We start from the raw sequence: 20,830 nt of genomic DNA, 5'->3' as shown, positions 1-20,830 counted from the left end.
AATATAATCCGTATATAGAGAAGGACTGCGAGATGTCTGAAGATATGCTTCAAGATTTAGACCCATCAGAAACCCAAGAGTGGGTTGATGCTCTACAAGCTGTGTTAGAGCAAGAAGGGCCTGAACGTGCACACTTTTTACTCGAAAAATTAATCGATAAAGCTCGCCGTAACGGTACTCACTTACCGTATAACGCGACAACTGCGTATTTAAACACTATTCCAGCAGGGCAAGAACCAAACATGCCTGGCAACCAAGAAATGGAACGCCGTATTCGGGCGATTATTCGTTGGAATGCTTTGGCTATGGTGTTACGTGGTTCTAAGAAAGATTTAGAGCTGGGTGGCCATATTTCAAGTTTCGCGTCTAGTGCGACAATTTACGATGTGTGTTTTAACCATTTCTTCCGTGCGCCTAATGAGCATGACGGTGGTGATTTGGTGTATTTCCAAGGTCATATTGCACCTGGTATTTATGCGCGTTCGTTCCTTGAAGGCCGTATTACTGAAGAACAAATGGCTAACTTCCGTCAAGAAGTTGATGGCAAAGGACTTTCTTCGTACCCACACCCTAAGTTAATGCCTACTTATTGGCAGTTCCCGACGGTATCGATGGGTCTAGGTCCTATTCAAGCGATTTACCAAGCACGCTATTTAAAGTATTTAACTGACCGTGGTTTAAAAGATTGTTCTAAGCAGACTGTTTACTGTTTCTTAGGCGACGGTGAGTGTGATGAGCCAGAAGCATTAGGTGCTATTGGTTTAGCTGCCCGTGAAGAATTAGATAACTTAGTCTTTATTGTTAACTGTAACTTACAGCGTCTTGATGGTCCTGTACGTGGTAACGGTAAAATTATCCAAGAACTTGAAGGCGAATTCCGCGGCGCAGGCTGGGAAGTGGTTAAAGTGATTTGGGGACGCTATTGGGATCCATTATTAGCTCGTGATACTAGCGGTAAATTATTACAGTTAATGGAAGAAACCGTAGACGGTGAATACCAAAACTGTAAAGCCAAAGGCGGCGCGTATACGCGTGAGCATTTCTTTGGTAAGTACCCTGAAACTGCAGAAATGGTTGCTAACATGTCAGATGATGACATTTGGCGCTTAAACCGTGGTGGTCATGATCCTGTTAAAGTTTACGCTGCACTTGAACATGCACAGAAAACTAAAGGTCGCCCAACCGTTATCTTAGCTAAAACCGTTAAAGGTTACGGTTTAGGTGATGCAGGCGAAGGTAAAAACATCGCTCACAACGTCAAGAAGATGGGCGCTGAATCTATTCGCTACTTCCGCGATCGTTTCAATATCCCGATCCCTGATGACCAGCTGGAAGATCTGCCTTTCTATCATCCTGGTCCAGACTCTGAAGAAGTGAAATACTTGAAGAGTCGCCGTGAAGCATTATTAGGTTATTTACCGCAACGTCGTGAAAAGTTCACTGAAGAGTTAGAAATTCCTTCATTGAAAATTTTTGATTCGATTTTGAAAGGCTCTAATGGCCGTGAAATTTCGTCAACCATGGCGTTTGTACGGGTATTAACCGCGTTATTGAAAGACAAGGGTATTGGTAAGCGTATTGTGCCGATTATTCCTGATGAAGCGCGTACTTTTGGTATGGAAGGTTTATTCCGTCAAGTGGGTATTTATGCTCACGAAGGCCAAAAATATATCCCACAAGATTCTGATCAAGTGGCGTACTACCGTGAAGATAAAACCGGTCAGGTTTTACAAGAAGGTATTAACGAATTAGGTGCAATGTCATCTTGGGTATCAGCTGCAACTAGCTACTCAGTCAATAACATGCCAACGATTCCGTTTTATATCTACTACTCTATGTTTGGTTTCCAACGTATTGGCGACATGGCATGGGCTGCTGGCGACATGCGCGCTCGTGGTTTCTTAGTCGGTGGTACTTCAGGTCGTACAACATTGAACGGCGAAGGTTTACAGCATCAAGATGGTCACAGCCACGTATTGGCTAACACTATTCCAAACTGTATTTCTTACGATCCAACTTACGGTTATGAAATTGCAGTTGTAGTACAAGATGGTATTCGTCGTATGTATGGCGAAAATCAAGAAGATATCTTCTTCTACCTAACCACAATGAACGAAAACTATGTTCAGCCAGAAATGCCAGCCGGTGCCGAAGAAGGTATTGTCAAAGGTATTTACAAGCTTGAAACAGTTGCCGGTAGTGGTAAAGGTAAAGTGCAGTTAATGGGTTGCGGTACGATACTTGAAGAAGTGCGTAAAGCTGCACAAGCATTAGCAAAAGACTTTGGCGTAAGCGCTGACGTATTCAGTGTAACTAGCTTTAACGAGTTAACTCGTGACGGCCAGGCTGCTGAGCGTTGGAACATGTTGCACCCAACAGCAAAACCTAAGCAAGCATATATTAGCCAAGTATTATCTGCAGACGCGCCAGCGATTGTGGCTACTGACTACATGAAGATATACGGCGAGCAATTACGTGCTTTCGTACCGACAGACTATAAAGTACTTGGTACTGATGGTTTTGGTCGAAGCGATAGCCGCGCAAACTTACGTCACCACTTTGAAGTAGACGCTAAGTTTATTGTTATTGCGGCACTGAAGTCTCTTGTTGATCGTAATGAAATGCCTGTTGATGTGTTGACTAAAGCCATCGCTGAATATGGTATTGATGCTGACAAGATTAACCCACAGTTCGCGTAAGGGGATACAAAATGGCTGAATTAAAAGAAGTTTTGGTTCCTAACATCGATACTGATGCAGTACAGGTTATTGAAATTTGTGCTGCGGTTGGTGATTATCTTGAAAAAGAAGCATCAATCATTACAGTTGAAAGTGATAAAGCGACCATGGACATTCCAGCACCTTTTGCTGGTACGTTAGCAGAATTAAAAATCGCTGTCGGTGATACCGTTTCTGAAGGTACCTTGATTGCGATGATGAGTGCAGCTAACGCTGCACCGGCTAAAGCCGAAGCAGCTGCGCCAGCACCTAAAGCTGAAGCGCCAGTGGCACAAGCAGCAGCTCCTGCACCAGTGACGCCAGTTGCCGCGCCAAGTGCTGGTAGCTCAGAAGTGATTGAAGTAAAAGTACCTGATATCGGCGGAGACACAGACGTGTCAGTCATCGAAGTATTAGTTGCTGTTGGTGATAGCATTGACGTTGATATGGGGTTAATTACCTTAGAAACCGATAAAGCAACCATGGACGTACCGTCACCTAAAGCGGGTGTGGTTAAATCAGTAACAGTGGCCGTTGGCGACAAAGTGTCTGAAGGTTCATTGGTTATCACGCTAGAAGTTGCAGGTTCTGCGCCTGTTGCAGCTGCACCACAAGCCGCTGCACCAGTTGCACCAGTTGCTCAAGCGGCTCAGGCTCCTGCAGCACAAGCCGCAACGACAACTCAAGTACAAGAAATTCATGTGCCTGATATTGGCGACGCCAATGATGTTGATATTATCGAAGTGTTGGTTGCTGTTGGTGATGAAATCACTGCAGATCAAGGGTTAATTACCCTTGAAACAGATAAAGCTACGATGGAAGTGCCAGCACCGTTTGCCGGTAAATTAGTGTCGTTAACGGTTAAAGTGGGCGATAAAGTGTCTCAAGGTAGCTTAATTGCGACCATTGAAACCACTAGCTCTGCACCAGTAGCGCAAGCTGCTCCTGCTCAAGCAGAGCCCGCTCCAGCGGCAGCCGCGCCAACTATGGCGGCTAATCGTCCATCCACTCCACCAGTGCCGTTTCACCCAAGTGCTGCAGTGACTGCGTCAACCGGCGTTGTTCATGCTTCGCCTGCGGTACGTCGCTTAGCGCGTGAGTTTGGTGTTGATTTAACCAAGGTTTCTGGTACTGGCCGTAAAGCGCGTATTTTGAAAGAAGACGTGCAAGCGTTTGTGAAATACGAATTATCACGCCCTAAAGCAACTGCTGCTACAGCGGTTTCTGGTGGTGCTGGTGGCTTAAACGTGATTGCAGCGCCTAAAGTTGATTTCAGTAAGTTTGGTGAAGTGGAAGAAATACCACTAAGCCGTATCCAGAAAATCTCTGGTCCTAATTTGCATCGCAACTGGGTAACTATTCCACATGTCACCCAGTTTGACGAAGCTGATATCACTGAGATGGAAGCATTCCGTAAGCAGCAGAACGACCTTGCCGCGAAGAAGAAAGCGGATTACAAGATCACTCCACTAGTGTTCATGATGAAAGCTGTCGCCAAAGCATTAGCTGAGTTCCCTGTGTTTAACTCTAGTTTGAGCCCTGATGGTGAGTCGCTTATTCAGAAGAAGTACTTCCACATTGGTGTTGCTGTTGATACGCCAAATGGCCTAATGGTTCCGGTGGTACGTGACGTTGATAAGAAAGGCATTGTTGAATTGTCGCGTGAGTTAACCGACATTTCTATCCGTGCTCGTGACGGCAAACTTAAGTCTGCTGACATGCAAGGTAGCTGTTTTACCATTTCAAGTTTAGGTGGTATTGGCGGTACGGCGTTTACGCCGATTGTTAACTACCCAGACGTGGCGATTTTAGGTGTATCAAAATCTGAAATTAAGCCAAAGTGGAATGGTAAAGAGTTTGAACCTAAATTAATGTTGCCGTTATCGTTGTCATATGACCATCGCGTTATTGATGGCGCAATGGCTGCACGCTTTAGTGTGACCTTGTCTGCGATACTATCAGACATTCGTACATTGATTTTATAACCACAAAGGTCGCTCATATGAGCGACCTTTTTATTGTGATCGGTTTCAAACAAATTGATTTGAGTATAAAATGCGCCCATCCCAATTTTTTAGTCCACAATTGAAAGAAATTGGAAGTGAAACGTAAGTTTCAAGCTGGCGACATCGACATTTGGGCCGATCCGTCTTTCACACGGAATGAACAAGATTAGAGGAAATCATGAGTAACGAAATCAAAACTCAAGTAGTCGTACTAGGAGCAGGCCCAGCAGGTTATTCTGCGGCGTTTCGTGCTGCTGACTTAGGCTTAGACACCATAATTGTTGAGCGTTTCAGTACCCTTGGTGGTGTGTGTCTAAACGTTGGTTGTATTCCTTCAAAAGCACTATTGCACGTAGCAAAAGTCATTGAAGAAGCCAAAATTGTTGCTGACCATGGTGTTGTTTTTGGTGAGCCAAAGATTGATTTAGACAAATTACGTAGCTTTAAAAATAAAGTCATTGGCCAATTAACAGGCGGTTTAGGCGGAATGTCTAAAATGCGTAAAGTTGATGTGGTTAATGGTTTTGGTAAGTTCACTGGCCCTAATAGCTTAGAAGTTACTGCTGAAGATGGCACTGTGACTGTTGTTCAGTTTGAACAAGCCATTATTGCAGCGGGTTCACGTCCAATTAAATTACCGTTTATTCCACATGACGACCCACGTATTTGGGACTCAACTGATGCACTTGAACTGAAAGAAGTGCCTGGTAAGTTATTAGTGATGGGTGGCGGTATTATTGGTCTAGAAATGGGTACTGTGTATTCATCTTTAGGCAGTAAAATTGACGTGGTTGAAATGTTTGACCAAGTTATTCCTGCTGCAGATAAAGACGTTGTCCGTGTATTCACTAAGCAAATCAAGAAGAAGTTTAACCTTATTCTTGAAACTAAAGTGACCGCAGTTGAAGCAAAAGACGACGGTATTTACGTAACAATGGAAGGCAAGAATGCACCTGCCGAACCTGTTCGTTACGATGCTGTTTTAGTCGCAATTGGTCGTTCACCTAATGGTAAGTCTTTAGCTGCTGAAAAAGCAGGTGTGAATGTTGATGAACGTGGCTTTATTAACGTTGATAAGCAGTTACGTACTAACGTACCGCATATTTATGCTATCGGTGATATCGTTGGTCAGCCTATGTTGGCTCATAAAGGTGTGCATGAAGGTCATGTTGCAGCGGAAGTGATTTCGGGCATGAAGCACTACTTCGATCCTAAAGTGATTCCATCAATTGCTTATACTAATCCTGAAGTAGCATGGGTCGGTTTAACTGAGAAAGAAGCGAAAGAGCAAGGTATTGCTTACGAAACCGCAACTTTCCCTTGGGCTGCAAGCGGCCGTGCAATCGCTTCTGATTGCAGTGAAGGTATGACTAAGTTAATTTTCGACAAAGAGACTCATCGCGTGATCGGTGGTGCTATTGTTGGATCTAACGGCGGTGAATTATTAGGTGAAATTGGCCTAGCAATTGAAATGGGTTGTGATGCTGAAGATATCGCATTAACGATTCATGCTCACCCAACATTACATGAGTCTGTAGGCTTAGCGGCTGAAATGTATGAAGGTTCAATTACTGACTTACCTAACCCTAAAGCGGTTAAGAAGAAGTAATTAACACTGACTAAATAGCCTTAAAAAAAGCATTCCATTTTGGGGTGCTTTTTTTTGTCTTTTTTCTGATATTTTAGGCTAGGGGCTGTTGATCTTTGTTTGAATTTTGTGCGAAGAAGGTAATCTCGTATAATTCACTTCGCCAAAAACAAATACAACGAGATTACCATGCCCCGATTAATGCTCACTGATGAGATGTGGTCGAAGCTAAAAGCTATTCTGCTTGATGATAGAGTTTATAACAAGCAAGAGCATCGATTTACGATGGAAGGTATCCTTTACCGATTGCGTGTTGGCTGCCCTTGGCGAGATTTACCTGAATATTTTGGCTTATGGAATACCATTTACCGTCGATTTTTACTGTGGTCAAGAAAAGGTATTTTACTTAGGCTGTTCAAAACATTATCGACTAATAGTGATACTGAATGGGAATTTATTGATGGAAGTTATGTAAAAGCCCATCAACACAGTTCAGGTGCATCATCTGATGAAAATCAAGCAATTGGGTTAAGTCGTGGTGGTAATACAAGCAAAATCCATCTCGCGGTAGATAGCTATGGTTTACCGATAGAATTCATTGTTACAGGTGGAGAAGTTCATGATAGCAAAGCAGCTAATGCCCTTATTGAATTATTGCCACAAAGTCATTTTATTATTGCAGACAAAGGCTACGACAGTGAAGCGATTAGAGATAAAGTGCGTGAATGTGGTTCAAAGCCAGTGATCCCTAGAAGACAAAATTCGAAGCAAGGAAATGGCGATATCGATTGGTGTTTATACAAATATCGGCATTTAGTTGAAAATGCTTTTGCTCGGCTCAAGCATTTTAGAGCGATAGCTACCCGCTATGATAAATTGAAAATTAATTTTGAAAGCCTGCTGGCTCTAGCTTGCTCTATAATTTGGCTGCCAATGTGAAAGATCAACAGCCCCTAGTCTTAATGATTAATATGTGTGAGTTATATTACGTTATAGGGCATTTCACAACATGTTGATTTAGCAGAATAGAAAGCGAATCGAATAATGATTCAATCAGGGGTGACTTTCCTACTAAAATAATGTTAAAACATTAATATTACTTATAAAAATCGCATTCAAGTCGTTAACAATAAAAATAAGTGATATTAACTTTTTTGGCTAGTAACCGATCCATCACAACACCAAGATGATTAATGTGTCGATGATGATAAGCCTGTTTTTTACTACGTGTGGGGCTTGCCTGCATTTGATCACGTAAAGGATAAACTGAATTTATGACCAGAGCAGTATTGGTGAGCCTAGGCTGTTTTATATTGTCTTTATTTACTGTATTGCCTGCGTGCAGTGCAGACATTGTTCAGCGAGTCTTTAACGCCAAAGATGGCTTAGCTAATGCGACGATTCAAGACATTAGTTTTGACCGTTATGGTTATGTTTGGCTGGCGACTCAGCAAGGTCTTTATCGCGTTAGTAATAGTAAAGTAAGGCGTATTGATAAAGTGGGTTTTGATTCGGTACTTGATGACGAACTGATTACAACAGTAGTTAATTCTGGCCAAGACCATTTACTTGTTGGCACCAATTCCTCGCTATATCTTTACAGTATTTTAGATAATCACTTCAGTTTATTGCTTAAACCTGAAGATAATGATGCGACTAATATCAATAACAGTATTCGCGTGGCGGCAACTCAGCGTCAGCTTGATGGACGATTGCTGATACTCGCTTATTCTGGTCAAGTGTATTATTTTGATGATGCTTCTCAGCAATTGTCTTTATCTCCAAGTCATTCTTTAGACCATAATTTACCTTGGCGCAATGCGCTTGAATTGCACAATTCCCAGTATTTGTTTTCAACTAATCACGAGCTTCAACTTCACCAAGCCGATGGTAGCTTCATTGGTCTATTTTCGTTGTCTGATAAAAATGATTCCATCAGGAAGCTGTTTCAAGATAGACAACAACGAGTGTGGATGCTGACATCGAAAGGTTTATTTAAGGTCAATACCGAAACGCTTACGGTGCAATCTGTGCCTGAGATTCCCTATTATGTTGACCAAATGGAGCAAGATCTTAATGATGACTTGTGGATTTCAAGCCGAGCAGGATTGATTTTTTGGAGTCCAGAAAACAACAAGTTAACCGTATACCATGACGAGCTTAAACAGCGAGCTAATATTGATTACATTCATGATATGGCGGTGGATTCTGAAGGTTTACTGTGGGTTGGTGGCTCTGGTGATGGGTTAGCGGTGATAGCGGGTAAACCTCATTTTTTAATTGAAGATTATTCTAAAAAGCCGCCTTATCAACTTGATAATGAAATGGTGTGGTCGGTATACAGCGAAGGCGATAAGGTGTGGCTAGGCACCGATGGTGGTTTGTCTGTCGTTAACACTCAGAGCCAAACCTCAACCATGGTAATCCCCAAAGGATTTGAACTGAGTGACAGTATTTATCGAATTGAGTCTTTAAACGCACAGCATCTTGTGTTGGCTACGACCAGTGGCTTATATGTTGTTAATAAATTGACTAATGCCAGTACCGACTTTGCGACATGGAGTGGTGGTAAAGAGTCACTGGACGATAGAATCGTCATTGGGATTTATCGTGACGAGTTACTGAGTGATGTGATTTGGTTTACCACCACTAAAGGATTGTATTATTGGCAAGATGGTAATACTGATTTGACGTTACAAGTTTTATCAGATGGCCAGCAGTCATTAAGTCATACGCTATATAAAGCCTTATTAAGGGATGATGCTGATCAATTATGGATTAGTGGCAGTAAACATTTTGGCTATTTAACCACTGCGGGTGAGTATATTTCTAAAGTGGATGTATTTGCTGATTTTACAAATGTCCCAACCATGAATAGTCTTATGCAAGTGGCGCCGGGGGTTATATGGCTAGGCACGTCCCAGCAAGGTATATATCAATTCAATACTCAAACCGAAGAGCTTATTTCGCTGGATCAACAGTGGAAGATCGATTGTAAAGTGGTGTTCTTTTTACAGGACACTGAAACAGACCATATTGTTGGCTGTGCCAGTGCCATTATTAAGGTTAATAAGGCGACAGGTAAAGTCAGTTCGTTTAGCCATAAAGACGGTTTTATTTCCGATGAATTTAATGAGTCGGCAAAGTTTTATGACCCTGCAAAAGGCTTTTTTGTGGGTACGCCAGACGGAGCGATGTTAATCGACCTCGATAAACTGGCGCCGCGGACTATAAATGACAAAGTGATACTTGAATCTGTGTCGGTATTTTATGAAAACAATACCGAGGTTTATCTCATTCCAAGTCAATTGTCGCAAGTCGAACCGGGTGCCAGCTTAATTAGCTTTCAAATTGCCGTGCTCGATTACCTTGATGATAAGCCAATGACCATACAGTATCGTTTGGTCAAAGATGGCGCAGACTCTGGCAATTACGTGTTATTAGAAGGCCAGTCACAGATTAATATTACCGGTTTAAGCGCTGGGTCGTATGCACTTGAGCTTTTATATAAAAGAAATGGCGTGTGGTCGAATGAGCCATTTCAATATCGATTTACTGTAAAGCAGTTTTGGTGGCGCTCACAACAATTTAAAGGCGCATTGATTTTTAGCATATTACTGATAGCCGCCATTATATTGTTATATAGACAGCGGCAAATTCATCGGTTTAAGCAAATGAATCATGCTTTGGTTGAAAGTGACGAACGCCTACGTCAATCGTTAAAAGGCAGCGATTCGGATCTATGGGAGTGGCATAAATCAACACAAGTGCTGTCACTCGATAATCGCGGTGGTGTATTAGGACCAGAGCAGCAGATTGACGTTAAACTAGAAGAGATCCCAATTCATCAAGACGATGTTGAGAGAATCACATCGGTTTGGCAGGACCTTGTTAACGGTAACGTCGAGATGATTGATGCCGAGTATCGATATCGTAATCAGCATGATCATCAGTGGCATTGGTTACGAATTAAAGGCCGTGCTATTGAGGTAGATCTTAACAATGGAAGATTAATTTATGCTGCAGGGATGTATACCGACATCACTCAACAAAAAACCCTTGAAAGTGAGGTTAATTTATTAGCCCAAGCATTTGAAAATACTTCCGAAGGCATGTTGATATTAGACATGAAAAAGAACATCAAAATTAGCAATGCTGCGGCTAATTTAATTCTAGCGGCTAAAAAGAGTGATTTGGCCGGCACACCTTTTTCCGACTTAGTGTTTGAGACCGTAGAACCTTTTGACATGGACGATGTGTTCGATAAGGAGCGCTTTTGGACCGGAGAATGTGAATTTAATTGTAGTGATGGTAGCCGATGCCCTGTTTGGATCAATGTATCGACCATGTTCAATATGAATGGTTCGGCATTACATTATGTGGTGGTGTTTTCTGATATCACTGAGCGTAAGCATAATGAGTTACATCTGCGCCGCTTAGCAAACAATGACATGTTAACCGGCTTAGCTAATCGAGCGATGTTTTCGCGCCGATTGGGCCAGGTTATTGAAATAGCAAAACAGCATAAAGAAACCTTAGCACTATTGTTTTTAGACCTCGACAGATTTAAACATGTTAACGACTCATACGGTCACAGTATGGGTGATGCATTACTCGTTGAAGCCGCAAGTCGACTACAGTCTTGTTTGTCTGAAGAACATTTATTGTGTCGTTTTGGTGGTGATGAGTTTGTTATTTTGCTGCGTGATGCAAAAGACGTCGACACCATTAACCACATTGCCAAACAGTTATTAAAACAAATCGAAACGCCTTTTAAATTATACGGTCGAGAATTTTTTATTTCGACCAGCATTGGTATCAGCATTTGGTCTGGCGATGATCAAACGCCTGAAACCTTGATTAAAAACGCCGATTTAGCCATGTACCATGCTAAAGAAGAGGGCCGTGGTAATTTTCAATATTATTCAGCAGAACGGAATGCAGAAGCCTTATATCACTTACGCATAGAGGCTGATTTGCATCGAGCGATACTGTGCAATGAATTTGAATTGTATTACCAGCCTCAGATAGATGTTAACCAACAAAATAGTATTGTTGGCGTTGAAGCGTTAATTCGTTGGAAGCACCCAAAAGATGGCATGGTTAACCCCGATGTGTTTATAGGTATTGCAGAATCTTGTGGTTTGATTGTTGAGATTGATCGTTGGGTGCTAACTCAAGCTTGTCTCGACGGTGCAGATTGGCATCAGCGATACCAAAGCGACATAAAAGTGTCGGTTAATGTGTCTGCAATGCATTTCAGACAGCCAGACTTTATCGACTTTTTAACCGCAACATTACATCAAACTGGCATGCCTGCTAAATGTTTGTCGGTAGAAATTACCGAAGGCGTATTGATGAAAGAAATTGCTATCGCCAGCCAGCATTTACTCGCGTTAGAGCAGTTAGGTATTGATGTTGCTATAGATGATTTTGGTACAGGTTATTCGTCGCTTGCGTATTTACGTTCATTCCAAGTCAATATTCTGAAAATAGATCGCTCATTTTTAATTCATATTGACAACCATCAAGCCGATCAAGCCATTGTGAGCAGTATTATTGAATTAGCACGTAACCTATCGCTTGAAGTCGTGGCTGAAGGTGTTGAAACATCTGAGCAACTTGCACAAGTTGTTAAGCGTGGTTGTCATATTATTCAGGGATATTATTTTGCCAAGCCGATGCCCAAAGCCGAACTTGAGCTCGATATTAAGCGACAAATGGGGATTAATGAATGATGAGTTCATTAGTGATGCCAGGGTAATCTTGTTGCTGCTATCCATTAGTATGGGTATTGATTAAATTTTGTTAGAATAAGTTGTTTTTACTTACTTTCGGAATGATTTATGCAACAAATTTTGCGCCTTAACTTACCTACCTGGTTTTTGGCTAGCTGTATTTGCTTTAGCCTAGTAGTGCAACCTGTCTATGCTGCAAAAAAAGCCGCTAAAGAAAGGCCCACTATTGGCTTAGTGCTGAGTGGTGGCGGCGCAAAAGGTGCTGCTCATATTGGTGTGTTGAAAGTACTTGAAAAATATCATATTCCTGTTGATTACATTGCGGGTACCAGTATTGGTGCTTATGTTGCTGGCATGTACGCGTTAGGCTATAACGCCGATCAAATAGAAGAAATAATGCTTAGTGGTGAGTGGTCTAAAGGCTACTCAGACACCATTCCACGCGATAAATTAAGCTACCGTGATAAACAGCAACGAGATCAGTTTAATATTCCACTGACCGTGGGTTATAACAATAATAGCTTAACCTCACCTAGTGGTTTGTTACGTGGCCAAAGCATGTCTCAATTACTGCGCCACTCCACTGGGTTAGTTGAACAGTTTGGTGACTTTGATGAACTCGCGATTCCGTACCGAGCGGTGGCGACGGATTTAGCAACCAGTGAAGCTGTGGTGTTATCCAGCGGCAGTGTAGTACAAGCCATGCAAGCATCTGCCACCGTTCCAGGTGCATTGCAGCCAGCATTGATTAACGGTCGTTTACTGGTTGATGGCGGAATTGCCAATAATATGCCTATCGATGTGGTAAAAGCCATGGGGGCAGATATCATCATTGCCGTCGATATTGGTTCCGCACTGACCAAACAAGAACATTTAGACAGTACCATTGCGGTTTTAGAGCAACTTTCAACTATTTTGACTCAAGCGAGCACTGCTCGCCAAAAAACCTTACTGACGTCTAGCGATATCCTCATTCGTCCCGCCATTGATAGCCTTAGCACCACTGATTTTTCAATCATGCCATTAGCGCTCAAATTAGGTGAAAATGCCGCCAATTTAGAGTTAGTGAAGTTGGAAGCGCTTGGTATAAGTGAGCAAGACTATTTAGCTTATCAAGCGGATAAATTACAACAAAGTTTACTGTGGATCGATCCGCTTAAAAAACCCATTTATAAAATTGCTTTCGACAATCAATCAAAAGTCAGTGAAAAATTACTGCGTGAGCGTTTAGGGATTACCGAAGGCGTTGTACTGACCAAAGAAGAGTTAAATTTAGCGTTAAATCGAGTGTATTCACTGAATAAATTCGAGCGTGTCGATGCCGAGTTTGAAGATGTTGAACAGGGCCGAATTTTAACCATTACCACCAGAGCCAAATCATGGGGGCCGAATTACTTTCAAGCAGGCTTTAACTGGGAAGATGATTTCACCTTAGATTCGGCTATTACACTCAGTTTGGCTTACACCATGACCGACTTAACTGAAAATGGTGGTGAGTGGCGTAACGAATTAGAACTGGGGTATAAAAAGTTAGTCGGCACTGAGTTTTATCAACCATTAGACCGTGATCAAACATTTTATAGCCTAGCGCGATTCCAGTATGAAATGAAAGATTGGGATTTAATTGATCAAGATAGCCGTTATGTAGAACTCGAAAATAATGTTGCTCAAATCGTTTTAGGTATCGGCTATAACTTTGATTCAGATGGTATTATCGAATTAGGTTTTGTCGGCGAAGATGGTCGGGTTAGCAGTGAATTTGGCTCGGTTGATTCACTAGATTATCATTCCACGGGTGGCTATTTAAAAGTGGCCTACGACAGCCTAAACAGCATTAGCTTCCCGACGGAAGGTAATCGAATTACCTTTGTCAGCTACTTAAGAGATGAATCCTACAATGGACTAAGCAATGTCGATACGACTTTTAGTGATGACTTAGCATGGCAATTTGAAGCAGATTGGAAAGGTGCGTTGAAACTCGGAAATCACGCCATTGTAGGTAAGATGGAACTGGCAACTGTTGAGAATGACGGTAACTTTACCTTGCATGTGGCAGATTTAGGCGGCTTCTTGAATTTGTCGGGTTTCCATAAAGACACCTTAATTGGTGCACATAAAGTGTTTGGGGCAGTGATTTATCAATACGATCTCGGCCGTGATGTACTGATCACTGACTTGCCTTTGTATTTAGGTACCAGTCTTGAAGCTGGTAATGTGTGGTTTGATCGTGATGATGTCGATTTAGATGATTTGATTTACGCCAGTAGTTTGTATTTAGGTACTGATACCGACTGGGGCCCGGCAGCATTAGGTTTTGGTTTTACCGATCGCGGTGAAACAGCATTCTATTTATTTGTCGGTAAAAACTTTTAGGCAGTCTACTAAGCCAAAAGCCTAGAGCGCTTCGCTGCTAGGACGCTACGCGGCTAGAGGCTAGAGCGCTTCGCTGCTAGAGGCTATAAAATCTTGGTGACGAGCGGTGGCAAGCTATGACGAGAGATAACAATCGAGCTAAAAGCTAAAAGCCTAGAGGCTATAAAATCTTGGTGACGGGCGGTGGCAAGCGATGACGAGAGATAACAGTCGAGCCAAAAGCCTAGAGCCCTATCCGTGAGCGCAGCGTTCGCTGTTATCGCTTGTTATCGTCCTCGCAGCGAAGCTGTCCCTAGCAGGACGAAGTCCGCTCTAGAAGCGCAGCGGACTATCCGCGTAGCGGTCTAGGACCTTAGCAGCATAGCGGCCTAGGCCTCTAGCAGCGCGGGTAATAATCCTGCGTGAGCTAGCTGATGATGGGCAATCACCCATTTAGCTTGTGTAGCAGTGTGAGGCGCAGGAATTGCCACGGTTTGCATACTGGCTGCCCGCGCGGCGATTAAGCCATTAAACGAATCTTCAATTGCGATACATTGTCCCGGTGCGATGCCCAGTCCTTTAGCACAATTTAAATATACCTCAGGATGTGGTTTACCATAATCGAGATTTTCAGCTGACTCAATCGCATCAAAATAATGGCTAATGGCCAGCTTATGCAGCACAGCTTCAATAATTAATGACGATGACGAGGTGGCTAACCCTATTTTAAGCCCTAAACGTTTGCACGCCTCTAGCGACTCAATAACGCCTCGCATCGGTTCACCATTGGCTTTTATTTGGCTTACCACTTCATTAACGATGGTATTCGCTGTAGCTGTATTGTCGTAATTCGGCCAAGGAAAACGTTGGTACCAATAGCTAACAACATGATCAATACGCAAGCCTGTGGTTTGCTCTACTTCTTCAAGACTGAGGTTAAGCCCAAAGCTATTTAGCACCGTCAGCTCGGCCAACTGCCAAGCCGGTTCGGAATCGATTAAAATTCCATCCATATCAAAAATAATGGCTTTTATTTGGTTTGACACAATACTGACTCCATAAACGGCACAACGTAAAGTGTTAATTATTACGTTGTTGTTGATTAGACACAATCAAAACACACTTTTTAAAAAATATTTCATCTAAAAAAGGGGATATCTTTTTGTATATAGTTTAATCAGCGGGTGTTGTATAAGTTAATGTATTTAAATGTTTTTCCGTCTATTTCAAACTATTGTCTAATTTTATTTTATTCAACTTAGCGCTAAATTGATTTTTAGGTTGATAAATCGCGTTGATTTCATACCTCTGAGAGTGTGAGCTGATTCATACTTTTATAAAGCTGTAGTATACTGGAGGTCGGATTTCAAGCCCGAACCAGTGGAATTATCAGCGTAACCATAGTGGCGCTGAGTTTCGCCGTTAGGCGCCAAACAAAGAGGAATGTTGCCGTGCTAGAAGCATATCGTAAACACGTCGCAGAACGTGCTGCAGAGGGCGTAGTCCCTAAGCCATTAAATGCACAACAAGTGGCTGAACTGGTTAAGTTATTTGAAACACCACCAGCAGGTGAAGAGGCGTTCATCCTCGACTTGCTCGAAAATCGTATTCCACCAGGAGTAGACGAAGCTGCTTACGTTAAAGCCGCTTTCCTTGATGCAGTCGCTAAAGGCACTGTGTCATCTCCTATCTTAAGCGCAGAACACGCTGTTAAACTGCTTGGCACTATGCAAGGTGGTTACAACATTGAGCCGCTAATTGACCAACTAGATAATGCAGCACTAGCACCTCTATCTGTTAAAGCACTTTCAAATACATTGTTGATGTTTGATTCATACCACGATGTTGTTGAAAAAATGCAAGCGGGTAATGATTTTGCTAAGCAAGTTGTCGACGCTTGGGCCAATGCTGATTGGTTCTTAAATCGTCCAAAATTGGCTGACAAAGTATCATTAACAGTGTTTAAAGTGTCTGGTGAAACCAACACTGATGACTTGTCGCCTGCGCCAGATGCATGGTCTCGTCCAGATATTCCATTACACGCATTAGCAATGCTAAAAAATGCGCGTGACGGTATTGTGCCTGATGAATCAGGTGTTGTTGGCCCAATCAAAGAAATCGAAGCGTTAAAAACTAAAGGTTTTCCTTTAGTTTACGTTGGCGATGTTGTTGGTACGGGTTCTTCACGTAAATCTGCCACTAACTCAGTGTTATGGTTTATGGGTGATGACATTCCTTTTGTACCTAACAAGCGTGCTGGTGGCTTCTGTCTAGGTAACAAAATTGCACCTATTTTCTTCAACACCATGGAAGATGCGGGTGCATTACCGATCGAACTCAACGTTGATCAAATGGACACTGGCGATGTGATCGATATCTACCCTTATGAAGGTGTAGTTAAGCGTCACGGCACTGATGAAGTGATCTCTACATTTGAGCTTAAAACCGAAGTATTGTTAGATGAAGTTCGTGCTGGTGGTCGTATTCCGTTGATCATTGGTCGTGGCCTTACTGACCGTGCGCGTGAAACCTTAGGTCTTGAAGCATCGAAAGTATTCGTTCGTCCACAAGATATCGCCGCTTCTGATAAAGGTTATACTTTAGCTCAGAAAATGGTTGGTAAAGCATGTGGCGTATCAGGTGTTCGTCCTGGTCAATACTGCGAACCTAAGATGACCTCTGTAGGTTCACAAGACACTACCGGCCCTATGACACGTGATGAGTTAAAAGACTTAGCATGTTTAGGCTTTAGTGCTGATTTAACCATGCAGTCATTCTGTCACACTGCGGCTTATCCAAAGCCAGTTGATGTAACGACTCACCACACACTACCGGATTTCATTATGAACCGTGGTGGTGTTGCTTTACGTCCAGGTGATGGGGTTATTCACTCGTGGTTAAACCGTATGTTACTACCCGATACCGTAGGTACTGGTGGTGATTCACATACTCGTTTCCCTATTGGTATTTCGTTCCCTGCCGGTTCTGGTTTAGTGGCGTTTGCTGCTGCAACAGGTGTCATGCCTCTTGATATGCCTGAATCAGTGCTAGTGCGCTTTAAAGGCGAAATGCAACCCGGTATTACCTTACGCGATTTAGTCCATGCTATCCCATTAAAAGCAATTGAAATGGGTCTGCTAACGGTTGAGAAGAAAGGCAAAATCAACGCTTTCTCTGGCCGCGTATTAGAAATCGAAGGTCTTGAAAAACTTAAAGTTGAACAAGCATTCGAATTATCTGATGCATCTGCTGAGCGTTCAGCTGCAGGTTGTAGCATTAAGCTAGACAAAGAACCAATCATTGAATATCTAACCTCTAACATCGTGATGTTAAAGTGGATGATTGCTGAAGGTTATGGCGATCGTCGTACGATTGAACGTCGTATTACTGCGATGCAAGAGTGGATTGCCAAGCCAGAGTTAATGGAAGCAGATAAAGATGCAGAATATGCTGAAATTATCGAAATCAACTTAAACGACATCAAAGAACCAATCCTTTGTGCACCAAACGATCCTGATGATGCAGTATTATTATCAAGCGTTGCACAAACTAAGATTGACGAAGTGTTTGTTGGTTCTTGTATGACTAACATCGGTCACTTCCGTGCTACCGGTAAGATGTTAGAAAAGTTTGCTACTACGCTACCAACTCGTTTATGGATTGCACCACCAACTAAGATGGACCGCGATCAATTAACTGAAGAAGGTTACTACTCAATCTTCGGCCGTGTTGGTGCTCGCATCGAGATACCTGGTTGTTCTCTATGTATGGGTAACCAAGCACGTGTTGCAGAAGGTGCTACTGTAGTATCAACGTCTACACGTAACTTCCCTAACCGTTTAGGTACTGGCGCAAACGTATACTTAGCATCAGCTGAGTTAGCAGCAGTAGCAGCGTTATTGGGTCGTTTACCTTCAGCAGAAGAGTATCAAGAATACGCTAAAGAATTAGATGCAACAGCAGCTGATACTTACCGTTACTTGAACTTCGACCAAATCGATTCTTACACTAAGAAAGCCGACAGCGTGATTTTCCAAGCCGCGCTTTAAGCTTAAACGAGTTAACAATTGATCAAAAATGCCAGCAGAAATGCTGGCATTTTTATTTGGGTTAAATTATGTTTTCGGTAACTTATTTTTAGACAACAGTGTCTTTAAGGTATGGCCTGCGGCCACTAACGTCGTGGCGCTTCACCCACACCAGACCAAGAGGAAACTAACGGCTGTTCCCTCTTGGAACTCCCAGCCGCCCCGCAACATTTTCAAACAGCGAAAAGGTCGCCATGGGGATTGATCCAGCTTTTAACTTCGTTTGTATACTGCTTCGGCCTTATTCGAAAATGCTAACGCTTACGATGGGGCGTCCCTTCCCCTCGAAAGCTAGCGGGCCATCCATGGCCAGCTCACGCTATTTTCTTCAACGGCCTCAAGTTTAGAGTTGAATTTGGGCTTTGATAAGCTAGAAAAACTCGACCGTGGACAGGCATGGATCCTTTTTATGGAAGTCCCCATTAGATGGTTAATACTCTGCTCAAAGGTTTTAAGATTCTTAGGTTCTACTCGTTATGAAGTTTATTTATTTGTGAGTTTTGATTCGATAACTTATCAAACTCTGCGAGCTGCCTATCTGAAAAACGTTTCTTAAATGAAGGTTGGTTGTGGTCAACCTTCCAATCTAGAATTGATTCAGGATTACGAAGAATTGGTGCGGTCATAGCTCCAGGCAGCCATGGCCACATTAAATTAGCTTGTGCCTGTTCACTAGTATTTACTTTATTAACGTCATGAAAATAGCAAATAATATTCTCAGCTACGCGTAATACTTTGAAAATACTAGGCTTGAAATACTCATAAAAGAAGCTTGTGCTTTCTATTGCTTTTTGATGAATTATTTTATTTCTATAATCTTCAAGCTGAAGGAATTGTGACCAGAAATTTTGCTTACTAATAGTATTGCAGTCATATATCTGAGGTAATACAGAATCTAATTTATCTTTTAAGCTTAACCAGCGTTCAATAGCTTGTCGCTCAAATTGTTCTTTGATTCCTTTATTATTTCTTTGTGAAATATAAACAAAATCATCAGGAATACTTATATTAGCGAAAGCTTCTAAAGCAGTGTAAGAGAATACTATTGATGTTTGAATTTTCTATATATAGTTAGATACCAAAAAGCAGTTATGCCAGAGTTCATCGATTTTATCTTCTTTGAACTCATCTTGCTGCTCAAGTAAAAATTCTTTGTACATTTTTTCTGCATCATTTAATGCGGTTCGGCTATTCGATAATAATAGTGAAATGTTATTTGGGACGAAGTATTCTAAAGTCTTTTTTTTAGTCAGCTTTACACTGTCAGAGTGCTGGAAAGCATGATTCATAGGATATTCTGGATGTTCAGAACAGTTTAATAATAACGGTTTTAATACTCTATTATCTTTAAAATCATAGTTGTCTACATCACTTACTATGACCATGCTTTTTGCGTTTGTGCTCTTTTTTTTCATCAGGGTTTACAATGCCTCGACTTACACAACAGATAATGAAACTTTTTAACTGCTAAATATACGTATTTATTTAATTATTTATAATCATGTGGTTATAGACAGTTCGACGATTATTAACGTTAATTTAAATTACTATGACATTAACATTTAAATAATTACAGACAAAATGAGACTAACTCAATATTATTAAAAGTAGTAGTCCAAAGTTACAATCTAACAAATTACCTACAGCAGGTTTATGTGCAGATAATCTCTGCGAGACACCAGTTCTTGATTTATAAATAAGCATCTATGTGGGCTTAACTAAAATATTCCTGCTTTGGATACTCACTAGTTTATTTGCGCCTGTAATTTTGTATCTTCGATTTATTAACATTTCCGGGTTTCATATTATTGAGGACGTTGAAGAAAATAGCGTGAAGCTCACATGGATGTGAGCTTAGCTTTAGAGGGGAAGGGACGCCCCATCTGAAGCGTTAGCATTTTCAAATAAGGCCGAAGAACACGAAAAAGAGGCCAAAAGCTAGAGCCATTTCCGTCGCAATTTTTCGCTGCTGTTGTTTGGTTAAATAGCGAAAATGTTGCCGGAACGGCAGGGGTGATCCAAGAGGGGATTGCTGTTGATCCCCTTTTGGCCGGTGCAGGGTGGAACCTTGCGATGTTAATTCAAACGAAGTTTGAAAAATCCGGCGTGGGCGAGGCGCTACGACCTTAGTGGCCGTATGCCATCAGGGATAAGTGCTAAGCATAACGAAACACCTGGATCCCGGCTCAAAAGCACTGCCGGGATGACGAGGTTAATGAGATTCATTTGGATTACATTTATTGCCAGAAATGCAACTTTGGCACTTGGTCTGGTGTGGGCGAAGCGCCACGACGTTAGTGGCTGCAGGCCATTGTTAACAAGAGTTAACTAAGTTCATCAT

Annotated in this window: 9 protein-coding genes; 7 read left to right on the top strand and 2 right to left on the bottom strand. The window is 42.0% G+C overall.

Features of this window, described 5'->3' with window-relative positions; translation table 11 throughout:
* Positions 1–32 precede the first annotated feature (32 nt).
* From aceE to HNW13_RS12635, 6 genes are all read left to right on the top strand, one after another.
* Positions 33–2,699, top strand: coding sequence for a pyruvate dehydrogenase (acetyl-transferring), homodimeric type (gene aceE, locus HNW13_RS12660; protein WP_101087719.1), 2,667 nt, complete (start codon positions 33–35; stop codon positions 2,697–2,699).
* Positions 2,700–2,710: 11 nt separating this feature from the next.
* The gene (gene aceF / locus HNW13_RS12655) at positions 2,711–4,702 is read left to right on the top strand and encodes a dihydrolipoyllysine-residue acetyltransferase (protein ID WP_192116409.1); all 1,992 of its coding nucleotides are present in this window, start codon (positions 2,711–2,713) and stop codon (positions 4,700–4,702) included.
* Between the two features lie 199 nt (positions 4,703–4,901).
* Positions 4,902–6,332: a dihydrolipoyl dehydrogenase gene (gene lpdA / locus HNW13_RS12650; RefSeq protein WP_101087717.1), complete on the top strand. Its 1,431-nt coding sequence runs from the start codon at positions 4,902–4,904 to the stop codon at positions 6,330–6,332.
* A 168-nt stretch (positions 6,333–6,500) separates the two neighbouring features.
* The gene (locus HNW13_RS12645) at positions 6,501–7,250 is read left to right on the top strand and encodes an IS5 family transposase (RefSeq protein WP_124011573.1); all 750 of its coding nucleotides are present in this window, start codon (positions 6,501–6,503) and stop codon (positions 7,248–7,250) included.
* A 335-nt stretch (positions 7,251–7,585) separates the two neighbouring features.
* A complete protein-coding gene (locus HNW13_RS12640; RefSeq protein ID WP_192116408.1) occupies positions 7,586–12,049 on the top strand; it encodes an EAL domain-containing protein in 4,464 nt (1,487 codons plus the stop codon).
* 108 nt (positions 12,050–12,157) lie between these two features.
* Positions 12,158–14,422, top strand: coding sequence for a patatin-like phospholipase family protein (locus tag HNW13_RS12635; RefSeq protein ID WP_192116407.1), 2,265 nt, complete (start codon positions 12,158–12,160; stop codon positions 14,420–14,422).
* Positions 14,423–14,790: 368 nt separating this feature from the next.
* On the opposite strand, the gene hxpB is transcribed toward HNW13_RS12635, so the two are convergent.
* On the bottom strand, positions 14,791–15,450 hold the full coding sequence (gene hxpB, locus HNW13_RS12630; RefSeq protein WP_192116420.1) for a hexitol phosphatase HxpB: 660 nt from the start codon (positions 15,448–15,450) through the stop codon (positions 14,791–14,793).
* A 402-nt stretch (positions 15,451–15,852) separates the two neighbouring features.
* On the opposite strand from hxpB, the gene acnB reads away from it, so the two are divergent.
* On the top strand, positions 15,853–18,450 hold the full coding sequence (acnB, locus tag HNW13_RS12625; RefSeq protein ID WP_162024073.1) for a bifunctional aconitate hydratase 2/2-methylisocitrate dehydratase: 2,598 nt from the start codon (positions 15,853–15,855) through the stop codon (positions 18,448–18,450).
* Positions 18,451–19,550: 1,100 nt separating this feature from the next.
* Here acnB and HNW13_RS12620 read toward each other — a convergent pair.
* The gene (locus HNW13_RS12620; RefSeq protein WP_192116406.1) at positions 19,551–19,904 is read right to left on the bottom strand and encodes a hypothetical protein; all 354 of its coding nucleotides are present in this window, start codon (positions 19,902–19,904) and stop codon (positions 19,551–19,553) included.
* Positions 19,905–20,830 lie beyond the last annotated feature (926 nt).

Origin of the sequence: Shewanella sp. BF02_Schw (assembly GCF_014596695.2) — a bacterium.
Taxonomy (GTDB): domain Bacteria; phylum Pseudomonadota; class Gammaproteobacteria; order Enterobacterales; family Shewanellaceae; genus Shewanella.
The sequence above is the reverse complement of the archived record's forward strand: the minus strand, read 5'-3'. Positions and strand labels throughout refer to the sequence as shown.

Coding starts and splice junctions, on each gene's coding strand:
- aceE (WP_101087719.1), top strand. CDS start 33: ATGTCTGAAGATATGCTTCAAGATTTAGACCCATCAGAAACCCAAGAG.
- aceF (WP_192116409.1), top strand. CDS start 2,711: ATGGCTGAATTAAAAGAAGTTTTGGTTCCTAACATCGATACTGATGCA.
- lpdA (WP_101087717.1), top strand. CDS start 4,902: ATGAGTAACGAAATCAAAACTCAAGTAGTCGTACTAGGAGCAGGCCCA.
- HNW13_RS12645 (WP_124011573.1), top strand. CDS start 6,501: ATGCCCCGATTAATGCTCACTGATGAGATGTGGTCGAAGCTAAAAGCT.
- HNW13_RS12640 (WP_192116408.1), top strand. CDS start 7,586: ATGACCAGAGCAGTATTGGTGAGCCTAGGCTGTTTTATATTGTCTTTA.
- HNW13_RS12635 (WP_192116407.1), top strand. CDS start 12,158: ATGCAACAAATTTTGCGCCTTAACTTACCTACCTGGTTTTTGGCTAGC.
- HNW13_RS12620 (WP_192116406.1), bottom strand. CDS start 19,904: ATGAAAAAAAAGAGCACAAACGCAAAAAGCATGGTCATAGTAAGTGAT.